The sequence below is a fragment of the Pedobacter gandavensis genome (genome assembly GCF_032678465.1).
Lineage (GTDB): Bacteria > Bacteroidota > Bacteroidia > Sphingobacteriales > Sphingobacteriaceae > Pedobacter > Pedobacter gandavensis_B.
In genome coordinates, this window is the sequence record NZ_JAVTSK010000003.1 from 543,367 (window position 1) to 565,944 (window position 22,578).

22 protein-coding genes are annotated in these 22,578 nt (G+C 38.9%); 16 read left to right on the plus strand and 6 right to left on the minus strand.

Annotation, left to right across the window (positions count from 1 at the left end; all coding sequences use genetic code 11):
* Window positions 1-24: 24 nt before the first annotated feature.
* Together R2Q94_RS08450 and R2Q94_RS08455 are read right to left on the minus strand one after the other, a co-directional pair.
* Window positions 25-2,004, minus strand: coding sequence for an ATP-binding protein (locus R2Q94_RS08450; RefSeq protein WP_316821012.1), 1,980 nt, complete (start codon window positions 2,002-2,004; stop codon window positions 25-27).
* 210 nt (window positions 2,005-2,214) lie between these two features.
* Window positions 2,215-2,664, minus strand: a complete 450-nt coding sequence (locus tag R2Q94_RS08455; RefSeq protein WP_316821013.1) for a DUF1842 domain-containing protein — start codon at window positions 2,662-2,664, stop codon at window positions 2,215-2,217.
* Window positions 2,665-2,842: 178 nt separating this feature from the next.
* Here R2Q94_RS08455 and R2Q94_RS08460 point away from each other — a divergent pair, with 178 nt between their 5' ends.
* From R2Q94_RS08460 to R2Q94_RS08500, 9 genes are all read left to right on the plus strand, one after another.
* Window positions 2,843-3,925 carry an ionic transporter y4hA gene (locus R2Q94_RS08460; protein WP_316821014.1) on the plus strand — a complete coding sequence of 361 codons (1,083 nt, stop codon included), beginning with the start codon at window positions 2,843-2,845 and terminating at the stop codon, window positions 3,923-3,925.
* Between the two features lie 25 nt (window positions 3,926-3,950).
* Complete coding sequence (locus R2Q94_RS08465) at window positions 3,951-4,223, plus strand: hypothetical protein (RefSeq protein ID WP_316821015.1); 273 nt, start codon at window positions 3,951-3,953, stop codon at window positions 4,221-4,223.
* Window positions 4,224-4,539: 316 nt separating this feature from the next.
* Window positions 4,540-4,776 carry a thioredoxin family protein gene (locus R2Q94_RS08470; protein WP_316821016.1) on the plus strand — a complete coding sequence of 79 codons (237 nt, stop codon included), beginning with the start codon at window positions 4,540-4,542 and terminating at the stop codon, window positions 4,774-4,776.
* Between the two features lie 18 nt (window positions 4,777-4,794).
* Complete coding sequence (nrdI, locus tag R2Q94_RS08475; RefSeq protein ID WP_316821017.1) at window positions 4,795-5,157, plus strand: class Ib ribonucleoside-diphosphate reductase assembly flavoprotein NrdI; 363 nt, start codon at window positions 4,795-4,797, stop codon at window positions 5,155-5,157.
* Between the two features lie 4 nt (window positions 5,158-5,161).
* A complete protein-coding gene (nrdE, locus tag R2Q94_RS08480) occupies window positions 5,162-7,252 on the plus strand; it encodes a class 1b ribonucleoside-diphosphate reductase subunit alpha (RefSeq protein ID WP_316821018.1) in 2,091 nt (696 codons plus the stop codon).
* 38 nt (window positions 7,253-7,290) lie between these two features.
* Window positions 7,291-8,274 carry a class 1b ribonucleoside-diphosphate reductase subunit beta gene (gene nrdF / locus R2Q94_RS08485; RefSeq protein WP_316821019.1) on the plus strand — a complete coding sequence of 328 codons (984 nt, stop codon included), beginning with the start codon at window positions 7,291-7,293 and terminating at the stop codon, window positions 8,272-8,274.
* A gap of 227 nt (window positions 8,275-8,501) precedes the next feature.
* The gene (locus R2Q94_RS08490) at window positions 8,502-9,380 is read left to right on the plus strand and encodes a universal stress protein (protein ID WP_316821020.1); all 879 of its coding nucleotides are present in this window, start codon (window positions 8,502-8,504) and stop codon (window positions 9,378-9,380) included.
* 80 nt (window positions 9,381-9,460) lie between these two features.
* A complete protein-coding gene (locus R2Q94_RS08495; RefSeq protein WP_316821021.1) occupies window positions 9,461-10,138 on the plus strand; it encodes a PAS domain S-box protein in 678 nt (225 codons plus the stop codon).
* 84 nt (window positions 10,139-10,222) lie between these two features.
* Window positions 10,223-10,981: a metallophosphoesterase family protein gene (locus R2Q94_RS08500; RefSeq protein ID WP_316821022.1), complete on the plus strand. Its 759-nt coding sequence runs from the start codon at window positions 10,223-10,225 to the stop codon at window positions 10,979-10,981.
* Between the two features lie 117 nt (window positions 10,982-11,098).
* Here the strand turns inward: R2Q94_RS08500 and R2Q94_RS08505 are convergent, their stop codons facing one another.
* From R2Q94_RS08505 to metN, 4 genes are all read right to left on the minus strand, one after another.
* Window positions 11,099-11,986 carry an alkaline phosphatase gene (locus tag R2Q94_RS08505; RefSeq protein WP_316821023.1) on the minus strand — a complete coding sequence of 296 codons (888 nt, stop codon included), beginning with the start codon at window positions 11,984-11,986 and terminating at the stop codon, window positions 11,099-11,101.
* Between the two features lie 304 nt (window positions 11,987-12,290).
* Entirely contained in the window at window positions 12,291-13,115 is an 825-nt protein-coding gene (gene metQ / locus R2Q94_RS08510; protein ID WP_316821024.1) for a methionine ABC transporter substrate-binding lipoprotein MetQ, read from the minus strand.
* A 52-nt stretch (window positions 13,116-13,167) separates the two neighbouring features.
* Window positions 13,168-13,821, minus strand: coding sequence for a methionine ABC transporter permease MetI (gene metI, locus R2Q94_RS08515; RefSeq protein WP_316821025.1), 654 nt, complete (start codon window positions 13,819-13,821; stop codon window positions 13,168-13,170).
* On the minus strand, window positions 13,814-14,845 hold the full coding sequence (gene metN, locus R2Q94_RS08520; protein WP_316821026.1) for a methionine ABC transporter ATP-binding protein MetN: 1,032 nt from the start codon (window positions 14,843-14,845) through the stop codon (window positions 13,814-13,816). Before metN ends, metI begins: the two co-directional genes overlap by 8 nt.
* 123 nt (window positions 14,846-14,968) lie before the next feature.
* Here metN and R2Q94_RS08525 point away from each other — a divergent pair, with 123 nt between their 5' ends.
* From R2Q94_RS08525 to R2Q94_RS08555, 7 genes are all read left to right on the plus strand, one after another.
* Window positions 14,969-15,571: a GNAT family N-acetyltransferase gene (locus R2Q94_RS08525; RefSeq protein WP_316821027.1), complete on the plus strand. Its 603-nt coding sequence runs from the start codon at window positions 14,969-14,971 to the stop codon at window positions 15,569-15,571.
* An 11-nt stretch (window positions 15,572-15,582) separates the two neighbouring features.
* Window positions 15,583-16,035, plus strand: coding sequence for an SRPBCC family protein (locus tag R2Q94_RS08530; protein WP_316821028.1), 453 nt, complete (start codon window positions 15,583-15,585; stop codon window positions 16,033-16,035).
* A 74-nt stretch (window positions 16,036-16,109) separates the two neighbouring features.
* Entirely contained in the window at window positions 16,110-16,589 is a 480-nt protein-coding gene (locus tag R2Q94_RS08535) for an RNA polymerase sigma factor (protein ID WP_316821029.1), read from the plus strand.
* A 1-nt stretch (window position 16,590) separates the two neighbouring features.
* Window positions 16,591-17,190 carry a hypothetical protein gene (locus tag R2Q94_RS08540; RefSeq protein WP_316821030.1) on the plus strand — a complete coding sequence of 200 codons (600 nt, stop codon included), beginning with the start codon at window positions 16,591-16,593 and terminating at the stop codon, window positions 17,188-17,190.
* Between the two features lie 261 nt (window positions 17,191-17,451).
* Window positions 17,452-18,705, plus strand: coding sequence for a murein hydrolase activator EnvC family protein (locus R2Q94_RS08545; protein ID WP_316821031.1), 1,254 nt, complete (start codon window positions 17,452-17,454; stop codon window positions 18,703-18,705).
* A gap of 284 nt (window positions 18,706-18,989) precedes the next feature.
* Complete coding sequence (locus R2Q94_RS08550) at window positions 18,990-21,509, plus strand: DUF5686 and carboxypeptidase-like regulatory domain-containing protein (RefSeq protein WP_316821032.1); 2,520 nt, start codon at window positions 18,990-18,992, stop codon at window positions 21,507-21,509.
* 174 nt (window positions 21,510-21,683) lie between these two features.
* Entirely contained in the window at window positions 21,684-22,310 is a 627-nt protein-coding gene (locus tag R2Q94_RS08555; RefSeq protein ID WP_316821033.1) for a TetR/AcrR family transcriptional regulator, read from the plus strand.
* Window positions 22,311-22,578: the final 268 nt, after the last annotated feature.

Below are 22,578 nucleotides of genomic sequence, written 5' to 3' on the forward strand. Positions count from 1 at the left end.
AATCATTTAAGGGATGGAGGGTGTTTAGTTCGGTATTGGTAAACTGAAATGAAAAGTAGAACCAATACCAATCTCACTCTCCACCCATATTTTCCCTCCATGATGTTCCAATATCTCTGAGCAGAGATACAAGCCAATCCCAAAGCCGGAAATGTTTTCGGTGTGTTTGGTTTCTACCCTAAAAAAACGTTCAAATAGTTTTCCCAGTGATTGGGGTTTAATGCCCATTCCTTCGTCTTTAATACTGATTTGTGCTGCAGATGGGCTGAGCTGGCAATTCACTTCTATTTTTTTTCCTTTTGGCGAATATTTCACTGCATTACTCAATAAATTGGAAACGACAGCACCGATTTTATCACGATCCGCATGAACGGTAACTGCTGCACAGGAATTTAAGGAAATGGTGTGTTGATGAAGGGTAGGATTGGTTTCTTCAATCATTTCTTTGAGCAGTTGACTGAGGTCGAAGTGCTCCATATTCAAGTGTATCTTTCCCGACTCTAATCTCGATAAGTTCAGGAAGCCGTTGATCAGGCTATTCATTTTTTTTACCTGGAGATTTGCTTTGCTCAAACAAGTTGAGGTAAACTGATCATCCGGATTTTTTAATCTGAGCATCATCAATTGGATATATCCAATCAGGGAGGTGAGCGGTGTTTTTAATTCATGACTAACCATGCCAATGAAGTCATTTTTACGGATTTCATCTTGTTTTTGTTCTGTTACGTCAAGGATCATTCCTGAAAAATGTGCGGGATGACCGACCTCTAATGGATAAAGTCGGCCCAAGGCTTTAACCCAACGCAAATCCTGATGGTCCCGACCCACAATAGGATGTGTAATGCTAAAATCTTTTCCGGTTGCTATAGAACTCATTACCGCATCAGCAACTTGTTGCTGGTAATCTGCATGAACCTGATCCAGTGTATCCCTCAGGGAAATCTCCTCATCAGGAGCATAACCAAAAAGCTCCTTCATCCTTGGAGAGGCAAAAAATGTATTGCTCTCAATATCCAGTCTCCAGGTCCCGACATTTGCAGATTCAATCGATAAGCGAAGCATTTCTTCTGCCTGTTCAACTTTTTTTCTCGCCACTACCTGTTCTGTCACCACATTAGCCACCATCAGGATGCTCTTGGTTTTCCCTTTTTCATCTTTCATTGGCTGATACACAAAGTTGGCATAAAACTCTTCCAGTTTGTCCTGTTGCTTCAGCATCCCTCTAACTTCATTACCGTAATAAGGAAGTCCGGTAGTAAAAACATTGTTTAATAAGTCGAAAAATGGCTGCCCGTTTAACTCTGGAGATACGAGTGCCAATGGGAGACCGATGATTTCCTCTCCTTTATTCCACTCTTTCATTACCTGTTTATTTGCTGATTCAATAATGAAATCCGGACCAGTAAACAAAGCGATAGAAACAGGAGCATCATCCAGCATGTACCTGATTTTTGACTCACTGCTGGCCAGCTCGGAAAGTGTGTTTTTTATTTTTCTATTCGCATGGACCTTCTCAGTAGTTTCAGAGCAAATGACCAGAACGCCACCTGGCTGCCCGGGCAAATCTTTTACTTTACTAAAACTAAAGGTCCAATAAACATCTTCCAGTTGGTTGTTTCGGAAGATAGGAAGTAACTCATCTTCACACCAGGTTGCCTCTCCTTTAGATATCGCCTGATCAATCATGGGTTTAACGGTCTCCCAGATCTCTGGCCAGCAATCTTCTCCGCGCTGACCGAGTGCAGTAGGATGTTTTCCATCCTCCCCAAGGCTTTTGCGGTAGGCATCATTATAAAATTGAATCAGCTCCGTTCCCCACCATAAAAACATAGGAAAACGCGAGGAAATGATGATGCTAATGGTACTGAGGAGGCTCTGAGACCATTGGTCTGGCGATCCTATAGCAGTTTTTGACCAATCATAATCGCGAATCAAACGCCCCATTTCTCCTCCTCCTTCTAAATAGTGATGATAATTTGGTTGGTGATCCTGATTTGAAAGCATAGAAATAGGTAAATAGGTCTGAAAAATAAATATATATAATTTAGAAGCGGCTCGTATGATGAATTTATACAAAAAAATATTTTCTTAAAACTTTTTTGCGTTTTTATTATTGGTCATGATTGGAACTGCGGCTAAATTTCCTGCAAAAAAAACTGGCAGGTGGGGGAACTGCCAGTTAACGAATCAAATATTAATTTGAGAGATATTTGATCACAATAGAGCGTAATGATTATTTTGAGAAAGGTCAGTCACACTAAAGGCTTTCTTTGATGGAGTGGTTGCAAACATGATACTTGATACGGTTGCATTGCTGACTTTTTTATGGATTTCATTTTGATAGCTATAATTACAGATACCAGTCGTGTAAGCGTCATTCAATTCTAAGTTTATAAATAAACATGGGCTCTGATCGCTGTCCAGCAGCTTATAACCTCTAAGTTGTATCGATACATTTGGATTAATAACATCATTTTGGTAATTTCCGAATACTTTGAAGCTTAAATTAAGTGGACCTGTGAATTCTTTTACGGTGATGATGGCGGTTCCGGAAATGGTACCTGAGGGCTGTTGTTGCAAATTTAAATGGAGCACAGGTTGGAATAACCCTTCGCTTAGGACACGTAAATTAATTGGTTCAGTTAAAATCTGTTCAGTTATCATTTGAGGTTGATATTTCAATGCCCCTAAATTACCATTACCTGGGAGTCGTGGTAACCGTGAAAATACCCTATTAAAAAAACAGGTATAAATACCTGGTTCCAAATACTCAACTGAGACTTAAATATAGCTTTATTAAACAAATATTGATTTTTTTGGTTCTAAATAAATATCTTCTACTATGAAAAAAAAGCTACCTCTTCCTTTATGGACTATTGCGATACCTATTATAGCCTGGATTGCCTATTTTGCAACATCATTGGATTTCGGGAGTATGTATTCTTTTGTACTTGCTGCAGTGTTAATAGGGAGTGTGTTGGCTGCTGTACATCATGCTGAGGTAGTTGCTCATCGGGTAGGTGAACCTTATGGCACCTTATTGCTGGCTTTAGCGATTACAGTGATAGAGGTCGCATTGATCGTTTCGTTGATGCTTACCGGCGGTCCGGAAACCACTGCTTTAGCCCGGGATACGGTATTGGCGGCAGTAATGATCATTTTAACTGGAATGATTGGTTTGTGTTTACTCGTTGGGGGAGCCAGATTTAAAGAACAGTTTTTTAGTCTGGAAGGAGTAAGTGCTGCGCTGGTTACACTTTCCGCCATTCTGGTCCTCACCTTAATTCTTCCAAATTATACAACAAGTAAAGCAGGACCTGTATATACGACCGCACAATTGGGCTTTGTAGCAGTAGTCTCATTGGTGCTTTATGGAACTTTTGTTTTGGTTCAGACGGTAAGACATCGCGATTTTTTCCTGCCTCCAGAGGCTGATGGGGATGAAGATGCACATGCCGAGCCCCCAACAAAACAGGTGGCACTTTGGAGTGCTTTATTACTACTGGTCTGCTTAGGAATAGTCGTGTTACTGGCCAAATCACTTGCGCCTGATATTGAATTGGCAGTGGTAAATGCCGGTGCACCGAAATCATTGGTAGGAGTGATCATTGCGGCTGTAGTGCTCCTGCCTGAAGGCCTTGCTGCATACCGTGCAGCTAAGAAAAATCGCTTGCAAACCAGTCTAAATCTGGCAATGGGCTCTGCATTGGCGAGTATAGGTCTGACCATTCCTGCAGTTGCAATTGTTGCGATGGTGACAGGAATGACGATTACCCTGGGGATCGATATGAAATCTACTGTACTTTTGCTATTGTCGCTCTTTACGATTATGCTGTCGCTGGCCACCGGAAAAACCAATATCTTACAAGGTGTAGTTTTGTTGGTGATCTTTGCCGTTTATTTGTTCACCATCATCGCACCTTAATTTCATTATTCTTATTTTTACCAACATGAAAAAGGTAAACATAGAAGGATATGTAGAGTTTGATGCCAATATTCTGAAGGATTGGATCAATAATGGTGTTAATTATGTGAAAATTGTGAACCTGAATCTAGGCGGCAGCATCGAAGCTTTTGAACTAATTCCAAATTCTGAAATTCCGGAAACAGGAGACCTGATTCACCATATCCTTTCTGAGGATATTGAGGACTTATTGGTGACAATGGAAAAAGTGAAATTCTTAGTGCATGAAATCTACCTAGAAGAGGAGGAGTCTCTTTAGTTTCAATACAGAATTTTGTCATTTCCTGAGGAGCTATAGTCCGAAATCAAACATTCGGGGTATAGCTTTTTTGCTTTGAAAGCTTTCCATCCTATAGTTATTTTTCTCAATAATCTTTATACGAATGAATTACAGAACAAGTCCTATTAAGTGTAATCATTTTTGTTGTTCTTTCAGTAGCTCATCTGTCATAAAATGCAGTTGTTTTTCCACCGAATGTGGATAACAGTTTAGAGTCTTTCCAGATAATATTTGCCATTTTTGAAATCCATCACCAGCCCTGCATGAGGGCTGATTTATTAAAACATCCTACGAAATGAGTACTAAAAGAATCATCAAATTCGAAAAAGAAGATTGCAGCCCATGTAACATGGTCTCTGAATATCTGGATAGAAAAGGAATAGTTTATGAAACCATCAATCCTTTCAATGACCCTGAGCTGGCCATGCAATTCAGAGTACGTTCTGTGCCAACGGTGATTTTAATGGAAGCAGAACAGGAAATGGCAAGAGTAATTGGATATAAACCGGAAGAATTAGCCGCTTTAGCCTAGTTTTATTCGATTCTATTGATGACCTGCATTTATTACGATAGTAAAACTGGTAATGTAGAACGGTTTGTGAACCGATTGAAGTTACATCGCAATTGGAATATTCAAAAGATTGATCAAGTGTCTGCACCCCTGGAGGAAGGACACCTGATTACCTATACCACTGGATTTGGCGAAGTTCCAGCCTCTACGTTACGGTTCCTTGAAGAAAATAGCAGCTCAATTAAATCGATCACGTCCAGTGGAAATAAAAACTGGGGTCCTAACTATGCACTCGCAGCAAAAAAAATCTCTGCCCTGTTTCAACTGCCCATTTTGATGCAGTTTGAACTTTCAGGCACCGCAGAAGATGTTCAAAAATTTATAGATAATATAGAAGGCTAAAGATATGGTAACTAAAAAATGGATCTTATTGAACAATGAGATCATGGTTAAAAAAGACGACGAATTCAGCCTTAACAAAGACAAGGAAGCAGTTCGTTCTTACTTTTTGGACTACGTAAATAAAAACACAGTTTTCTTTTATACCTTAAAAGAGAAAATTGATTATCTCATTGAACAGGAGTATTACATTGATTTCTATCAATGGTATACGTTTGAACAAATGGAAGAAGTATACGACCTGGTTTACGCCAAGAAATTCAGGTTCCAATCCTTCATGAGTGCTTTCAAGTTTTTTCAAAGTTATGCACTCAGGGACGATAGCGGAGAAAAATTCCTGGAACGATATGAAGATCGGGTAGTCGCAGTTTCCTTATTCCTGGCTAGAGGCGATGTCGACCAGGCAAAACAATACGCAGAATTATTGATCAATCAGGAGTATCAGCCTGCAACCCCAACGTTCTTAAATTCTGGAAAAAAACGTTCTGGTGAATTGGTTTCCTGCTTTTTAGACGAAATCGGCGATAACCTGAATGGAATTGGATATGCAATTGATTCTGCCATGAAACTATCTTCTATCGGCGGAGGTGTTTCCTTTAACATCTCTAAAGTTCGTGCAAGAGGAGAGGCCATCAAGGATGTGGAAGGACGTGCAGGTGGAGTATTGCCAATTATGAAGATTCTGGAAGATACTTTCTCTTATGCCAATCAACTGGGGCAACGTCCTGGGGCAGGAGCGGTATACCTTAATGTTTTCCATACAGATATTGAAGAATTTTTAGATTGTAAAAAGATCAATGTGGATGAGAAAGTCCGCATTAAGTCACTTTCTATTGGTGTAATTGTACCTGATAAATTCATGGAACTTGCTGAAAATGATGAAGCTTGTTACCTTTTCTATCCACATACCGTTTTTAAACAGTATGGAAAATACCTGGATGAATTGGATATGGATGAGATGTATGAAGAATTGGTAACGAATCCTTTAGTGAGAAAGAAAAAGATCAATGCCCGTCATTTGATGGTGAAAATTGCTCAGACACAAAAAGAGAGTGGTTACCCTTACTTGTTTTTCAAAGGAAATGCCAATAAAGGACATGCTTTGAAAGAACTTGGAAATGTGAAGTTCTCTAACCTTTGTACAGAGATTATGCAGATTTCAGAGGTCTCAGATATCGAAATTTATGGAAAAGAGGATACGATCCGTTATGGGATTTCGTGTAACCTGGGCTCGCTGAATATTGCTACGGTTATGGAAAACAAAAGGATCAAAGAGGCGGTTTCTACGGCCATGCGCTCTTTAACTGTAGTTTCAGATTTGACCGATATCGCAATGGTGCCTTCTGTTCAGAAAGCAAATAAAGAATTGCATAGCGTTGGTCTTGGGGCAATGAATTTACATGGATTTCTGACTAAAAACCTGATCATGTATGAAAGTGCTGCTGCATTGGATTTCTGTAATGTTTTCTTTATGATGGTTAATTTCTATTCTATTCAAAGCTCAATGGAAATTGCAAAAGAGAAAAAGGAAACTTTTGTAGGTTTTGAGCAATCAGAATATGCAAATGGAAATTATTTCCAGCCATATTTGATCAAGGATATCGCACCGGTAAGTGATAAAATTGCTGCTTTATTTGAAGGAATGGAAATTCCTACTGTGGCGGATTGGACTGCATTGATGAATGACGTGAAAAGTCATGGATTATATCATGCTTACCGTTTGGCCATTGCACCAAATCAATCCACATCTTATATTATGAATGCTACAGCTTCTGTGATGCCAGTGGTAGATGTGATTGAAGTAAGAGAATATGGCGATAGTACAACTTACTATCCAATGCCTTACCTGGACAATGACAACTATTTTTTCTACAAATCAGCGTATGATATGGATCAGAAGAATGTATTGCGCCTGATATCTGTCATTCAAAAACACGTGGATCAGGGGATTTCGACGATTTTACATACAAACACGAAAGACAACACACGTGATATCGCTAAATATTACATCTATGCGCATAAAATGGGACTAAAATCTCTGTATTATACCCGGACGCGTAAAGCTTCCATTGATGAATGTGTATCCTGCTCGGTATAATTCCAGGCAGCAATTAATTACCTATTAAGAATATATAAATGAGTTCATATAAAGCAGTAAACTGGAATACGCCTGAAAATGATTATGCAGGTATGTTTTGGGAACAAAATCTTCGCCAGTTTTGGGTGGATACCGAATATATCCCTTCAAAAGATATTGACAGCTGGAAATCGTTGAGCCCGGAAATCCAGGAAGCTTATAAAAAAGCATTGGGTGGCCTTACATTATTAGATACCCTGCAAAGTCATACCGGAATGCCTAAATTGTTAGACCATATCGATGGACTGCAAAATAAGGCAGTATTGTCCTTTATGTGTATGATGGAAGCAATTCATGCCAAGTCTTACTCTACGATTTTTACCACGGTAAACAGTACAGCGGAAATCAATGAATTGTTTGAATGGGTGGAAAACAATAAGCTACTTCAATATAAAGCAGCTACGATAGACAAGTATTACAGAAGTCTGGATGCACAGAAAGTAAGCGACGAAACTTTGTTTATGGGGCTCGCAGCTTCAGTTTTGCTGGAATCTTTCTTATTCTATAGCGGTTTCTTTATGCCATTATGGTTAGCTGGACAAGGGCAAATGGTGGCCAGTGCAGATATCATTAAAAAAATTGTAGCCGATGAATCCATTCACGGGGTGTTTGTAGGTTTACTGGCTCAGGATCTGTATAAAAGACTACCTCATCCGGAGAAAAGCAAACAAGATCTGATTGACCTTTTGATGGAGCTTTATGAAAATGAATTGAAGTACACCGACGAATTGTATACGGAAGTTGGACTTACTGCAGACGTAAAAGAATATGTTAGGTACAATGCCAATAAAGCCATGATGAACCTTGGTTTTGAAGAGCTTTTCGAAGTCAAAGCCGTTAATTCTATTGTATTGAATGGCTTAAATGGCGAAACAACACAGCACGATTTCTTCTCTAAGAAATCAACAAATTATGAGAAGAGTATGGAAGTGGTACACCTGAGAGATGAAGATTTCCATGTGGCTGCGGAACCAGTTTTCTAATAAATTGCTTTCTAAGGATAAATTATGCATCTGCTTTTGAGGGCAAATGGATCCAAATTCCCGGAATAAAGAAGAAACCTGTCTTTGATGGCTTTAAATAGTCTGATAAAGATAGGTTTCTTTTTTTAAAACAAATGCGCTCATAATCAGTGTTTAATATGATGTATATCATGGTTCTTTAACTAAAGTTTGTTGACCTTAGCTGAAGATCAATTAAAACAAGCCAGATGAAAACTATCTTAATTCCAACTGATTTTTCTCCGAATGCTGATCATGCCGCGTTTTACGCTATGGAACTCGGAAAAAGCATGAAAGCAAGCCTTAAATTATGCAATGCCGTGATGGTGCCAGCTGCTGCACAAATGTCGCCTCAGGTGGCCTGGCCATTGATGGATTTGGGGACTTTGAGAACAGATGCGACTCATCAACTTCATAGTCTTGCCAAAAAGTTGAAACAAAAAAATAAAGAGGCTGGTCTTTCAGTAGATGAACACCCTCCCGTAGAGGTCCTGGCAGAGGTCGGTTCTGTAACCGAAGTCTTAAAAATGTTAGCGGAAAAGGAAAAAATCAATCTTGTAGTGATGGGCACTTCAGGTGTAGGGAGCTTAAACCGGTTTTTTCTTGGAAGTACAAGTCGGGATCTAATAGATAATGCTAGTTTTCCAATCCTGTTGATTCCGCCGGGAACGGATTTTAAACCATTGAAAAGAATCGCATTCGCGACAGATTTAAGTGCAAAAGATTTGGAATTAATTCATTCCCTCGCACTTTTTGCACGACCTTTTAATGCAGAGATTCTTATTGTCCACATCAGTCCGGATGAGTTCAACCCTGAAATACATCAAAAGAAAGTGGATGATTTCTTAAATGAGGTGACTTGTAAGGTACATTACCATAAGGTTTATTACCGTCATGTGAAGGACATGGGAGTAGATGAGGGCTTAACCTGGTTAACCAAGCATGTAGATATTGATATGCTGGCTATGGTTCACCGCAGACATCCTTTTATCAAGCGATTATTTGAAGGCAGCCATACTCAGAAAATGGCTGTTCATGTAAAACTTCCTTTATTGGTATTTCCACCGGAAACACATACCCTGCTTTAAGTTTAATAAATTTAACCTGCTGCGCTTAATTTACATTTTAATTGCCGAGAAATTCGGGTAAAGTGTAAATTTGAGCGCTTATGGGAATATTAAAGAAGGATGAGATGTACTTGGTGGATGGTTCTCAGGAACGATTGGTTCCATTATTAATGGCTTATCAACAAGCAGTAGACACCAGTATAATTTCCTCGATTACAGATGTGAAAGGGACGATAATTCATGTAAATAAACGGTTTTGTGAAGTCTCAAAATTTAGTAGAAAAGAATTGCTGGGACAAAATCACCGCATTATTAATTCTGGTTTTCACCCTAAGGAATTCCTTAAAGATATGTGGAAGACGATTGGAAAAGGGGAGGTATGGCATGGAGAAATTAAAAACCAGGCTAAAGATGGTTCGTTTTATTGGGTGGACAGTGTGATTGTGCCCATTAAAGATAAGGATGGGAAACCAGTACAATATCTTTCTTTAAGAACACTCATTTCAGAGCGAAAAGAGAAAGAAGAAAAAGACAGAGAAGATCAGGTCAATGCCATGGAAGAGATGTTGTTTAAAATCTCTCATGAACTCCGACAACCCGTTGTTAAGATTCTTGGCCTTTCGGAGTTGATTGAACATAGCGGAAATTCTCAGGAAGACCTGAAGGTCATGATTGCAGGGATCAAAGAATCGGCAATTATGCTTGACAACTATACCCGGGAACTTGCTGCATTTGTTCATAAGATTCGCAATGAGCAGGATTCAGAATCCTGTCAGTAGTTTTATACCATTTTTTCATTTAATAATACAACAAAGGTGTTGCTAAAAACAACACCTTTGTTGTTTATACCCCGAAACTCTCCAATGAAAATAGCAATCATTAGTGACCTCCATGGCAATATGCCGGCCTTAAAAGCGGTGTTGGCAGATATGTCTTTTTTTAATCCGGATCAGATTTATTGTTTGGGTGATTTAACCGATGCGGCGCCATGGCATAATGAAGTGATGGAGTTGATCAGAGCATTGGAAATCCCAACAATCATGGGAAATCACGATGAAAGGATTGCTTTTGATCATCCGGTTTTGCCACTTCAGAAACATAGCCAAATTGAGCAGGAGGCACGTTTAGCGGCCATTAATTTTACAAAACAAGACATTACAGCAAGCAATAAAGCATTTCTAGCCACTTTGCTGCCTTCATTGAGGATAGAAGTGGATGGCCTGAATATTTTATTGGTACATGGTAGTCCTGATAGTAATGAAGAGTACCTTTATGAAGATAGGGAAGAACATATGGTCATTGAAATGTTCCGGAAACAAGGAGTAGATTTGATCATTTGCGGACATACCCACCTTTCTTACCTACGTTTCTTTTCAGACTTCGTTACTCAAAGTGATAAACTTTTGATCAATGCTGGATCTGTAGGGCGATCAAAAGAAGAAGATCGTAAAGCTTGCTACCTACAATTGGAAATTCTGGCAGCCAATGAGGCCAGCGGACTTGATCGTCTGAAGCCGACAATTCGAAAAATTAGTTATTCTATTGAAGAAACCATTGAGGGGATTAAGAATAGTCCTATTCCCGATTTCTATGCAGACTTCCTGAGCAACATCAAGACTTAAATTTGTATGATTGGCGGATTAAAAAGGGAAAGGAGCTTAATTAAGCTCCTTTCCCTTTTTTAATTTATATGAATTTTAGAAGAGAGGATACTTAAATCACCTCCTAGCATAGTGTTCTTATTTACTGAAACTATCAGAAACAGCTTTACCTCTCCAGCTTTGTGGAGCTTTTAAACCCATGATCCAGGCGAGGGTAGCTGCGGTATCATATGTGATGATGACATCTTTGATCTGGTGATTTTTCTTCACCCCAACACCATTGATTACCCATGGGATTTGTACTTCATCCAATGTTTTTCCGCCATGTCCTTTACCTGTACCTCCATGGTCTGCTGAGACAATGATGATCGTCTCTTTTTCAATTCCAGCATCTTTAACCGCCTGAACGATTTTTCCGATCCTCTCATCCACCTTTTTCAATTGCTCATAATACGCAGGAGTTCGGTGCCCAATTTCATGACCCGTATGGTCTGGTTCATCAAAATGAACGAAAGTAAAATAAGGTTTTTCTTTTTTGATGATTGTTGCAGTAGTGTCTGCACAGAAATCATCTTTATCATTTCCAGGAACTACAATGCTTATCGCATCTTTTTCTACCAATGGTCCGATTCCTGGCCAACTGTAAATCACTGCCGTTTTTGCATTTGGTTTCTGATCTCTGATGACACTAAAAATGGAAGGAAAGATACCATACTTAGTCGTAGTTACAGAAGGGATTTCAGGTGTTTTACTTCCCCATTCAGTATATCCATGCTCTGTTGGACCTGCGCCCATTAACATAGATGCCCAATTTACTGCACTGGAAGAGGGAAGTACTGATCTTGCAGCCAAACTGGAAGCACCAGTTGCCATTAGTTTTTTAAGATGGGGCATTTGCGCATCTGGAATGGCATAAGCACCTAAGCCATCGCAGCCAATCAGGATGACGTGTTTTACATTTTTTACCTGTGCATTTACGCTATAACCAGCTAGGAACAAGCAAAAAGCAATAATTGATTTTTTCATTTGTGTGGTTTATTATTGGTTAATCAGATTGAAATGTTAAATATATGTGTTCTGGTGTTTAGTTCTGTTAAACAAATGCGATTTTTTTGTTGGGAAATCAATTGTCAAACAGGAATGACCGATTTTTCAATTGAAAAGTAGCTGATGATCGGTGATTTTGGGGTATTGATTTTTGAGCAGATCAGAGATTAAAATTACTAACTGAAATACTTCAGCGCATAAAAATGCCCTATAAAGTTAATTATAGGGCATTTAAACTATTTTTTAGATCAGTATTTTATGTGATCATCAAGTAAAAAAGGAATTACCAGCCTTTAATTGCACCTCCTTTGAAGGCTTCTTTTGCTGCTTTTTCTACTTCTTCTGATTGATAAGCTTTGACAAATTTCAATACTTTCTCCTCATTTTTGTTGTCTTCTCTAGCTACAATGGAATTGACGTAAGGGGAATCCTTTGCTTCTACAAATAATCCATCCTTTTCAGGACTTAAACCGATTGGAGCGGCAAAGGTATTATTGATGATGGCAATAGTTACATTTTGATCATCCAATGCTCTTGGCAATTGTGGTGCTTCCAGTTCCAGAATTTTAAGTTTCTTAGGATTGCCGGTAATGTCATTTACAGTAGGTAATAGTCCAACGCCATCTTTTAGCTGGATCAGTCCGAATTTCGCCATTAACAATAATGCTCTTCCGCCATTGGTCGCATCATTAGGGATAATCACTGTGCTTCCATCTTTAAGTTCTGATAAAGATTTGATTTTCTTCGAATAACCAGCAAGAGGATAAACGAAAGTATTTCCTACAATCACAAATTTATAACCACGTTGCTTGCTTTGTACATCCAGATAAGGCTTGTTTTGGAAAACATTTACATCGATGTCACCCTGGTTCAGGGCTTCATTAGGCATCACATAATCGTTAAACTGAACCAGATCCACCTCTAAACCATATTTTTCCTTGGCAACCCTTTTAGCTGCTTCTGCTAAACTATATTCCGGACCAGATTCAACCCCCACCTGAATATAGTTTGGATCTGTGTTTTTTTTAGAAGAGCTGCAGCTAAATAAAGCTACTGAACTGCTTAAGATGGCTAATGCCGCGATAATTTTGATGTTTTTTGTATTCATTTATTTTTCATATTTGTTCGGTAAATCCTGTTGGCCTGCATTCGCAGCAGGACTACCTGTGGTCTACTCTTTTAGCAATAAAATCACCCAGGAATTGAATGATAAATACCAATGCAATCAACAGGATCAGTACGGTATTCATTACGAATACGTCGTATCCAACATAACCATATTGATAGCCAATCTGGCCTAATCCTCCGGCACCAACTGCACCACCCATTGCTGAATAACCAACTAAGGTAATCAGGGTAACGGAGGCACTGTTCAGGATGGAAGGAAGGGCTTCCGGTAACAATACTTTGTAAACGATCTGAAAAGGTGTGGCTCCCATTGCTCTGGCTGCCTCTACCAATCCTCCAGGAACTTCGATCAGACTGTTTTCAATTAATCTGGCAATAAAAGGAGCAGCACCTATGCTTAAAGGTACAATAGCGGCTTCCACACCAATTGAAGTCCCCACCAATGCTCTGGTGAAAGGAATCATCCAAACGATCAGAATGATAAATGGGATTGAACGAAAGATGTTCACAATAATAGAAATGGTATGGTTAAAGGTTCTATGTTCTAAAACCTGACCTTTTCTGGTCATAAATAAGAGCACCCCAGTGGGTAAACCAATTAAGAAACCAAAAAATCCAGAAACAAAAGTCATGACGATGGTTTCCCAGGCTCCTTTAGCCAGGAGCAATAGCATTGAATCAGACATAACCTATGACCTCTACTTTAATGTTTTTACTTTTATAAAATTCTATCGCCTGAAGGCTGTTTTCTTGGGTGCCAAATACTTCAATCAGCATTACACCAAATTTAACACCACCTGCATAATCCATTCTGGCACTGATCACATTACTGTCAATCTGATAAAGACGAGCCACTTCCGACAATACAGGGTCATCTACGGATTGTCCTGTAAATTCCAGTTTTAACAATGGCCTTTTGTTTTCGGTAGGAACAGTAACCAGTCGCGCTTTGTAGTCGGAGGGGATATCCAGGCTTAAAGCTGAAGCAATGAATGCCTTTGCCAATTCTGTTTTTGGATGAGAAAAGATTTCACTCACAGCACCTTGTTCAATCAATTGCCCTTCACTAATCACCGCAACCTCATCACAAATGTCTTTTACCACTTCCATTTCATGGGTAATGAGTAGGATGGTAATATTTAGTCGCCTGTTGATGTCTTTTAGTAACGTAAGTATCGATTTGGTAGTTGCAGGGTCTAAAGCACTGGTTGCCTCATCGCAAAGTAATACTCTAGGGTTACTGGCCAGAGTTCTGGCTATGGCCACACGCTGTTTCTGTCCACCCGATAAATTTACCGGATAATCGTGGTGTTTTTCATTCAAACCAACCAAAGCCAGCAATTCAGTGACTCTCTTTTCAATCTCTGCTTTTGGAGTTTGATCTAGTTCCAGAGCAAATGCAACGTTTTGAAAAACTGTGCGTGAGGATAACAAATTGAAATGTTGGAAGATCATCCCTATATGTCTTCTGGCCTTTGCCAATTCTTTTGGAGAAAGGTTCATGAGATTTTGACCATCCACAATCACTTCTCCGGAAGTTGGTTTTTCAAGTAGATTCACGCAGCGGATCAAGGTACTTTTTCCTGCTCCGGAACTTCCAATTACCCCGAATATTTTGCCTTCTGGTACCGTCAGTGAAACTCCTGATAGGGCAGTGATCGCTCTCGTCTTTTGGAAAAATGTTTTCGTTATATTTCTTAATTCAATCATTGCCCGGAGGTATTTTCGACAAAGATAAGGTTTCAGGGCATTAGAACTGCTATAAATTCTATTAAACTAGTATAGAATGAAATTCCGCGATATTAAAATCGCCGAAAACTGCTATATTGGTCAGTGATATTAGCAGATCAAATGATGGATGAATTCAAGAATTTTGATTTTGATAGACCGCCGGTTTTAGAATCTGAGCGACTATCACTTCGGGAACTGTGCAGAGATGATGCTCAGGCCATGTTTAAATTGAGAAGTAATGAAGAGGTAATGAAATATGTACCCAGACCCAGACCATCAGATATAAATGAAATATATGCACTGATTGAACAGATACATGATGGTTTTTTGAAAGAGGTCAATCTTGGTTGGGCCATCACTTTAAAAGAAGCTCCTGATGTATTGATCGGTTTTATCGGTTTTCCAAAGCTTGATTTTGATAATTTTCGTGCCGAAATAGGTTATATGATCGCTCCTGGATTTTGGGGCAAAGGAATTGCGGGGGAAGCCCTGGCATTAACGAATGATTTTGGCTTTAGTTCATTGGGATTAAATTCCGTCTACGCGATGATTGATCCGAAAAATGTGGCATCTGCTAAAGTACTGCTTAAACAAGGTTATGTTAAAGAAGCTTACTTTAAACAGGATCTTTATTATAATGGAAAGTTCTTAGATAGTGAAATTTACAGTTTGTTGAAGTCAAACCATCAATCAAAATCAGTTTAAAATTACCTGAAATGCCCGAAATCAGATTGGAAACTTTTATTGATGCAGATATTAATCTGGTATTTGACTTGTCCAGAAGTGTGGAGCTGCACCAGCTCTCAACCGTAGAGAGCAAAGAACGGGTGGTTGCCGGCCGGCTTTCCGGCCTTATGGAGCTTGATGAAAGTGTGACCTGGGAAGCCTGTCATTTTGGTGTGATACAACAATTGAGTTCCAAAATTACAGCTTTAAGACAGCCTGATTATTTTGTAGATGAAATGCAAAAGGGTATTTTTTTTTCTTTTAAACATGAGCACATTTTTAAATCCCAGCTTTCCGGTACAATTATGATTGATGTATTCAATTATGTCGCTCCTTTGGGTATTTTAGGACGTTTAGCAGATCGGCTATTCCTGTATGCCTACATGAAAAACTTACTGATCAAAAGAAATGAAGTCATCCGGCTCCATGCCGAACAAAAATAAATCTCCAATTTATTTTTCATTGATGTAATCTTAACCCCATTTCCAATACTAATTGAGAAATGAATAGATGAAATATGCTGCCACAAAATGAATTTTTAAAAAACATCAATGAACATAGGGGGATCATTTACAAGATCATCAACCTCTATGTGGATGATGAGGAAGACCGGAAAGACCTGTATCAGGAAATCCTCTTTCAGGCTTATAAATCCTATGGAAACTTTAAAGGATTTTCCAGCTTTTCTACCTGGTTATATAGGATTAGTCTAAATGTTTCTATGACTTATCTTTCAAAAAGAGATAGAAGAGAAAAGATAAGAGAATCCTTTCCTGTAGACCCAGTTGCTCCAAGCAAAGAGCTTTCCGAAAGGGCTGATAAGCTTTATCGCGCTATAAAAACGCTCAATGAATTGGATAGAGGTATCGTTATGTTACATCTGGAAGGTTATGGAAATCCAGAGATTGCTGAGATATTGGGCATCTCAAAAGTAAATACCGGCGTAAAATTGCACCGGATCAAACAACAGTTAATTCAAATTCTAAATCAGAAATAAGATGGACTTGCAAAACGAATGGAATCAATTGAATAAGGAATTGATCGCCAATGCTGGTGACAGAGAAATTGGTGCTGAAGAACTTAAGACCGCATCAATTAGCGTCCTGTCACTCCTTAAAAAGAACCTTTATATTAAATTTTTATGGGCCAGAGGAATCTCTATATCATTTTTCATCGGCTTAATTTTTACTGATGCTCCACTAAAATACTGCTTTCTGGCTTTAATATTGGCTTACGAATTGGGAATTTACTTTGCTAAACAGCAAATGAAAACCATCAGATATGACCTGAATTATGCAGATGCGACAAAATCGGTTTTAAGCGAACAACTCCAGGCCATTAAACAAACGTTAAAAATTGAAAGGATTTGGGGCTTAATCATGATTCCATTTGCCGGTCCGACTGGGTTTATCATGATAAAGATTGCAAAAGGGAAGGAGGCGTCTGAGTTATTTACCGATCCTAAAATGTTGACGATTATATTTCTGCTGATGCTTTTGGGGATTCCCCTGATATATCTGGCGGAAAAAATGAATAAAGTAGCCTTTGGTAAATATCTTGCAAAGCTGGAATCGCAGTTGCAACAAATGGAAAACTAATTTTATGTATAGGGCACCTTATATTTTAGGGGTCTTATGAGGTTGGTTTTTCAATAATCAGCTCAGCTTCAATTTGATCGAAGAGACTTTTAGGGAGGTTAACCAGGTGTCATAATCTCCCTCAATATGGTAAATACAATGATATTTTGGATTGTTTTGCCTAACAATTTGCATTTGAGCCCCGATTTCAATAGTTTTAGAATCGCGTTGCTAATTTAACACACTAGCATAGCTGCGGTATTCAGTTACTTATTACACAAAATGAAGCTCCAGAAATTATTCTTAATCATCATATTTACTACCCTAACTAACCTAGTTTTTGCACAAACCAGTGCAGAGTTGAAAAGGAATAAAGAAGCGATCCAGAGGGAGATCGAAATGTTGCAAAGGAATTTAAATGAGACTTCCAGTAATAAACGGATGACTTTAGGTCAGATCAGAGCAGTAAATGCAAAGATCCGCTTAATGCAAAACAAAATTGCTGTCATCAATTCTGAAGTGAAAAATCTGGATAATCAGATTCATGAAAACAGCAATGAAGTTCGTACCTTAAAAGGACAGCTAGGTCAGCTCAAAAAAGAATATGCAAGTATGATTCGCTTTGCGCAAAGAAATCAGAATGCTTATGATAAAATGATGTTCGTATTCGCCGCTGATAACTTTAATCAGGCTTATAAAAGGATTAAATATTTGCAACAATTTGGACAGTACCGTAAGAAACAAGTAGATTACCTTCAGGGAACACAGAAAAATATAGAGTATAAAATCGGTGTGCTGGATAAGAATCTAAAAGAAAAAAGCACTCTTTTAACCGAACAGGAGCAGGAAAAAGTAAAGCTCAACAAAAACAAATCTGAGCAATCGGTGATGTTAAACCAGATTAGCCGTCAGGAAAAACAATTCAGACAGGATCTTGCAGCGAGAAAAAGAAAACAAGCGGATATTGACCGTGCAATCAGGGCTGCCATTCAAAAAGAGATAGAAATTGCCAGAAGAAAAGCGGAAGAAGAGGAGCGCTTAGCGAATCAAAAAGCCATTGCTGAAGGCCGTCCAGTGGCTGCGGTAAAAGAGAAAACCAATTCCAGTTACCTGACTGCTTCTCCAGAGGCTGCTAAGCTTTCCGCAGGGTTTGAAAATAACAGAGGACGTTTGCCATGGCCAGTGAGTCAATATTCTATCTTAGAGCGCTTTGGAGCCCATACAGAGGGTCAGGCCAGTTATAATAACGATGGAATCAATATCCTGACAGAGAATGGTGCCGCCGTAAAAGCAGTCTTTGAAGGAAAGGTTTTGTTTGTTAGAGAGTTGTATGGCACTTATATCGTAGCCTTAATCCACGGAGATTATTTTACCATTTATCAGAATCTTAAATCAGTAAGTGTGGCCAGGGGCGATAAGGTAGAAACCAAGCAGACTTTAGGTATTGTTGCTTCAAAAGAAGATGGACCAGTTCTCCATTTTGAAATTATGAGGGGGCAGAACAAACTCAATCCAGAAGCCTGGATCGCAAAATAACGCATTAAAATTCCGGAATTTTCATTTAGATGTCATAACATCTAGCTTTGATCTTCATGCTGACCAAAACAGTACTGATAGTCAGATGTTAGCTATATATTTGTGCCCGTTCTCAGAACTTACTCTATTTAGTATCAAATAAGTTAACCGGTATCGTGCACAAATTATACTCATCTCCAGCAGGCAACAGGCCTACTGTTATTATCCTAGAAAAGCCATCTCTGATTCAAAAAGAGGTGTTTGCTGCCTTTTTTAAGTCGGCCGGTTTATTCATCTTCTTTTTGATGTTATTATTTTCAGGTCCGGTAAAAGCCCAGCAGACTGTAGTCAGCGGGACTGTAACTGATGGGAGTACGAAAGAAACACTTCCCTATGTTTCTTACCTGATTGTAGGGACAACCCTTGGCGGCAGAACTGATGCAGATGGTAAATTTAGCATTACACTTAAAGGAGAGGGTAATGTACTTAAATTTAGCTATGTAGGATATAAGTCTCAAACCAAAACCATAAAGCCAGGGACGAATCAGCTGATCAATGTGCAACTGATGCCAGATGCCATGTTGATGAATGAGGTGGTGATTTCTGCCGGGAAAAAGCCTCGATACCGCAATAAAGAAAATCCTGCTGTGGAGTTGATTAGAAAGGTGATCGCCAATAAGTCTAAGAATAAAATGGAAAACTATCACTTCGTAGAATATCAAAAATACGAACTGATGAAGTTTTCCCTGAGCAACCTTTCAGATAAGTTTAAAAACAAAAGGATTTTCCGTAATTATCAGTTTTTATTCCAGGAGCAGGACTCCACGCAGATCGGTGGAAAGAATTTTCTGCCTGTATTTCAGGAAGAAAAGCTGAGTAATGTTTATTTTAGGAAACAACCGGAAGACACTAAAACTGTAGTTGTTGCAGATAAAAAAGTCAACTTTGATGAACGTTTTATTGACAACCAGGGTTTAACGGCTTATTTTGACCGTATGTATCAGGATATCAATATCTACGATAACAATATCAATGTAGTGAGTAACCAGTTGTTGAGCCCAATTGCAGACGCTGCCCCAACCTTTTATAAGTTTTTCATTACCGATACGATTAAGAATCATAGTCCTCAACTGATTGAACTTGCTTTTACCCCACGTAATAAAACAGACCTGTTATTTGAAGGGAAGTTGTACATCACACTGGATGGTAATTATGCCGTTCAAAATGCTTACCTGACCGTCAATAAGGACATTAACCTGAATTTTGTACGCGCTTTAGAAGCTAAACTGGATTTTGAACAGAATCCTGATAAACGCTATCATTTGAGTAAAAGCAATCTGATTGTTGATTTTGGACTGAGTAAGAAGAGTGGGGGAGGTTTCACAGGAGAAAGAACAGTGGCCTTCAAGGATTTCAAAATCAATGTGCCGGTTCCTGATGCCACGTTTAGAGTGGGTGGACAATTGGCTGTGCTTTCTGATGCAAGTAAAAAATCAGATGAATTCTGGGCAAGTAACCGTCCTATACCGCTCAGCCCGACAGGAATAAATATCTACAGTAATATAGATTCCTTGCAAACAATCCCTTCCTTTAAAAGAACACTGGATATCGTTACCCTGTTCTTCGCTGGATATAAAGATTTTGGTCCCTTTGAAATGGGGCCAGTCAACACTTTTTACAGTTTTAATGGGGTTGAAGGTTTCCGACTGCGCCTCGGGGGAAGAACAACTCCTGCCTTGAGCAAGCGTTATTATTTCGAAACTTATGCCGCTTATGGCTTTAAGGATGAAAAATGGAAGTACTTCCTGAGTGGAACTTATTCTTTAAATAATAAGTCTATCTACGCTTTTCCTCAAAACTATATCAGGGCAAGTTTTCAAAGAGATACCAAGATCCCCGGACAGGAACTTCAATTCGTTCAGGAGGATAACTTCTTGCTTTCTTTCAAAAGAGGGGATAACAACATGATGTTGTATAATGATTTCTACAGACTGGATTATGTACATGAGTTCGAAAATCATTTTTCTTACACCTTAGGGCTGCGCAAATGGAAGCAGAGTCCTGCAGGGTCACTGTACTTCAATACTGTCAGTCAGGACGGCTTAATTAAGCCTACGGATCATATTAATACTACGGAGATCAGTCTGGGTTTAAGATATGCGCCAAATGAGAAGTTTTACCAGGGTAAAGTTTATCGCGTACCATTCGTAGGACCAAATCCTGTTTTCAATTTCCGTTATACCGGAGGGATTAAAGGGGTGTTAGGCGGAGAATACAATTACCACAACTTTATGGGAAGTATTGATAAACGTGTTTACCTGAGTCAGCTTGGCTATACAGATGTGACCCTGGAAGGTGCTTATATCATTGGTAAAGTCCCTTTCCCTTTGTTGGCGATTCACAGAGCCAATCAGACTTATGCTTATCAACTGAATTCTTACAACCTGATGAACTTCTTAGAGTTTGTGAGTGACCACTATGCGAGCGTTAACCTGGATCATAACTTTAACGGCTTCTTCTTCAATAAAATTCCTTTGTTAAAGAAATTGAAGTTGCGTGAGGTGATGTCTTTAAAGGTACTTTATGGTGGTTTAAGGGACGAAAATAATCCAGATAAGAATCCCGAGGCTATGCAGTTTGTTCGTAATGCAAATGGGCAGTCGATCACGAATTCTCTCAACAGCGAGCCTTATATGGAAGGTAGTGTCGGTATCGGAAACATCTTTAAGGTACTAAGGGTAGATGCAGTGAAAAGGTTCAATTACCTGAATAATCCGGATGTGTCGAGCTGGGGGATTCGTGCAAGGGTGAAGTTCGATTTCTAAACCGAAGCAGGCTAATAGATACTTAAGAATAACAATTTAATAAAGCGATGTGGGAACAAAACCACATCGCTTTTTTTTTCTTGAAAAATTGAAGAAAGGCCCTTTAATCAAATGATTAAAGGGAGGGATGATTTTCTATCTTTGCGGGGTTTGTTGGACCTATTCAATTTAAAAATGGCAGAGAAAGAAAATATAGTAGCCGTAGTGTTGACTACTGAAGAGAAGATTAAGGAAGCCGCAACTAAGCTTTTTATAGATAGAGGATTTGCAGCAACAAGAACGCGGGATATTGCAGCAGAAGCGGGGATTAATCTTGCGCTCCTCAATTATTATTTTCGGAGCAAAGAGAAGCTGTTTGAAGTGGTCATGGCCGAAAGTCTGGCTTTATTTTTAGTTGGATTGGAAGAGATTTTGAACGATGTGAATACAGTGCTCAAAGATAAAGTAGCCCGCATTGCGGTCCATTATATTGACCTGCTAAAAAAGTATCCAGACCTGCCATTGTTTATACTTACGGAAATAAAAGCAGCGCCCTCCTGGCTTGAAAAGAACCTAAGTATTCAGGAGATGTTGGGAGAATCCAATTTTTATAAACAGCTGGAAGCAACTACTCAAAAGAAAATAGCACCGATACATCTGATCATGAATCTCCTTGGAATTTTGGTTTTTCCATTTGTCGGAAGTCCGGTGCTCAGAGGCGCGGATGAGCAAAGTAAGCTGGAGTTTGATCAATTGATGGAAGAACGTAAATACTGGATTCCAATCTGGATAGAAGCCATGCTAAAAACCCTTTCTGTATGATAATTTCCGTTAATCAATTGATTAAAACAAATTATTAACTGTTTTATTTGTTATTGTAATTCAGCTAGTTATGTAAGCTTGTCTGTTGTTTTTATTTATGTTGAGTTAGTCTGTTGATTTCTAAAGACCAAGAACTGAGTAATACTGAATAAAGGCTTAGATTACATAAAAAAAATATTGCCCAGACCATTATTTTGACAATCTACTGGATAAGTTGTTTTTAGAAATCTCTAGCTTTGCCCTACCTTATTCCCGCCAGACTTAATAA

Bases quoted from the DNA above. Each gene is read 5' to 3' on its own strand.
- metN (WP_316821026.1), bottom strand. From the start codon at position 14,845: ATGATTGAATTAAGAAATATAACGAAAACATTTTTCCAAAAGACGAGA.
- R2Q94_RS08545 (WP_316821031.1), top strand. From the start codon at position 17,452: ATGAAGCTCCAGAAATTATTCTTAATCATCATATTTACTACCCTAACT.
- R2Q94_RS08555 (WP_316821033.1), top strand. From the start codon at position 21,684: ATGGCAGAGAAAGAAAATATAGTAGCCGTAGTGTTGACTACTGAAGAG.
- R2Q94_RS08455 (WP_316821013.1), bottom strand. From the start codon at position 2,664: ATGATAACTGAACAGATTTTAACTGAACCAATTAATTTACGTGTCCTA.
- R2Q94_RS08490 (WP_316821020.1), top strand. From the start codon at position 8,502: ATGAAAACTATCTTAATTCCAACTGATTTTTCTCCGAATGCTGATCAT.
- R2Q94_RS08450 (WP_316821012.1), bottom strand. From the start codon at position 2,004: ATGCTTTCAAATCAGGATCACCAACCAAATTATCATCACTATTTAGAA.
- R2Q94_RS08460 (WP_316821014.1), top strand. From the start codon at position 2,843: ATGAAAAAAAAGCTACCTCTTCCTTTATGGACTATTGCGATACCTATT.
- R2Q94_RS08465 (WP_316821015.1), top strand. From the start codon at position 3,951: ATGAAAAAGGTAAACATAGAAGGATATGTAGAGTTTGATGCCAATATT.
- nrdE (WP_316821018.1), top strand. From the start codon at position 5,162: ATGGTAACTAAAAAATGGATCTTATTGAACAATGAGATCATGGTTAAA.
- metQ (WP_316821024.1), bottom strand. From the start codon at position 13,115: ATGAATACAAAAAACATCAAAATTATCGCGGCATTAGCCATCTTAAGC.
- nrdI (WP_316821017.1), top strand. From the start codon at position 4,795: ATGACCTGCATTTATTACGATAGTAAAACTGGTAATGTAGAACGGTTT.
- nrdF (WP_316821019.1), top strand. From the start codon at position 7,291: ATGAGTTCATATAAAGCAGTAAACTGGAATACGCCTGAAAATGATTAT.
- metI (WP_316821025.1), bottom strand. From the start codon at position 13,821: ATGTCTGATTCAATGCTATTGCTCCTGGCTAAAGGAGCCTGGGAAACC.
- R2Q94_RS08500 (WP_316821022.1), top strand. From the start codon at position 10,223: ATGAAAATAGCAATCATTAGTGACCTCCATGGCAATATGCCGGCCTTA.
- R2Q94_RS08495 (WP_316821021.1), top strand. From the start codon at position 9,461: ATGGGAATATTAAAGAAGGATGAGATGTACTTGGTGGATGGTTCTCAG.
- R2Q94_RS08530 (WP_316821028.1), top strand. From the start codon at position 15,583: ATGCCCGAAATCAGATTGGAAACTTTTATTGATGCAGATATTAATCTG.
- R2Q94_RS08535 (WP_316821029.1), top strand. From the start codon at position 16,110: ATGCTGCCACAAAATGAATTTTTAAAAAACATCAATGAACATAGGGGG.
- R2Q94_RS08505 (WP_316821023.1), bottom strand. From the start codon at position 11,986: ATGAAAAAATCAATTATTGCTTTTTGCTTGTTCCTAGCTGGTTATAGC.
- R2Q94_RS08470 (WP_316821016.1), top strand. From the start codon at position 4,540: ATGAGTACTAAAAGAATCATCAAATTCGAAAAAGAAGATTGCAGCCCA.
- R2Q94_RS08550 (WP_316821032.1), top strand. From the start codon at position 18,990: ATGTTATTATTTTCAGGTCCGGTAAAAGCCCAGCAGACTGTAGTCAGC.
- R2Q94_RS08540 (WP_316821030.1), top strand. From the start codon at position 16,591: ATGGACTTGCAAAACGAATGGAATCAATTGAATAAGGAATTGATCGCC.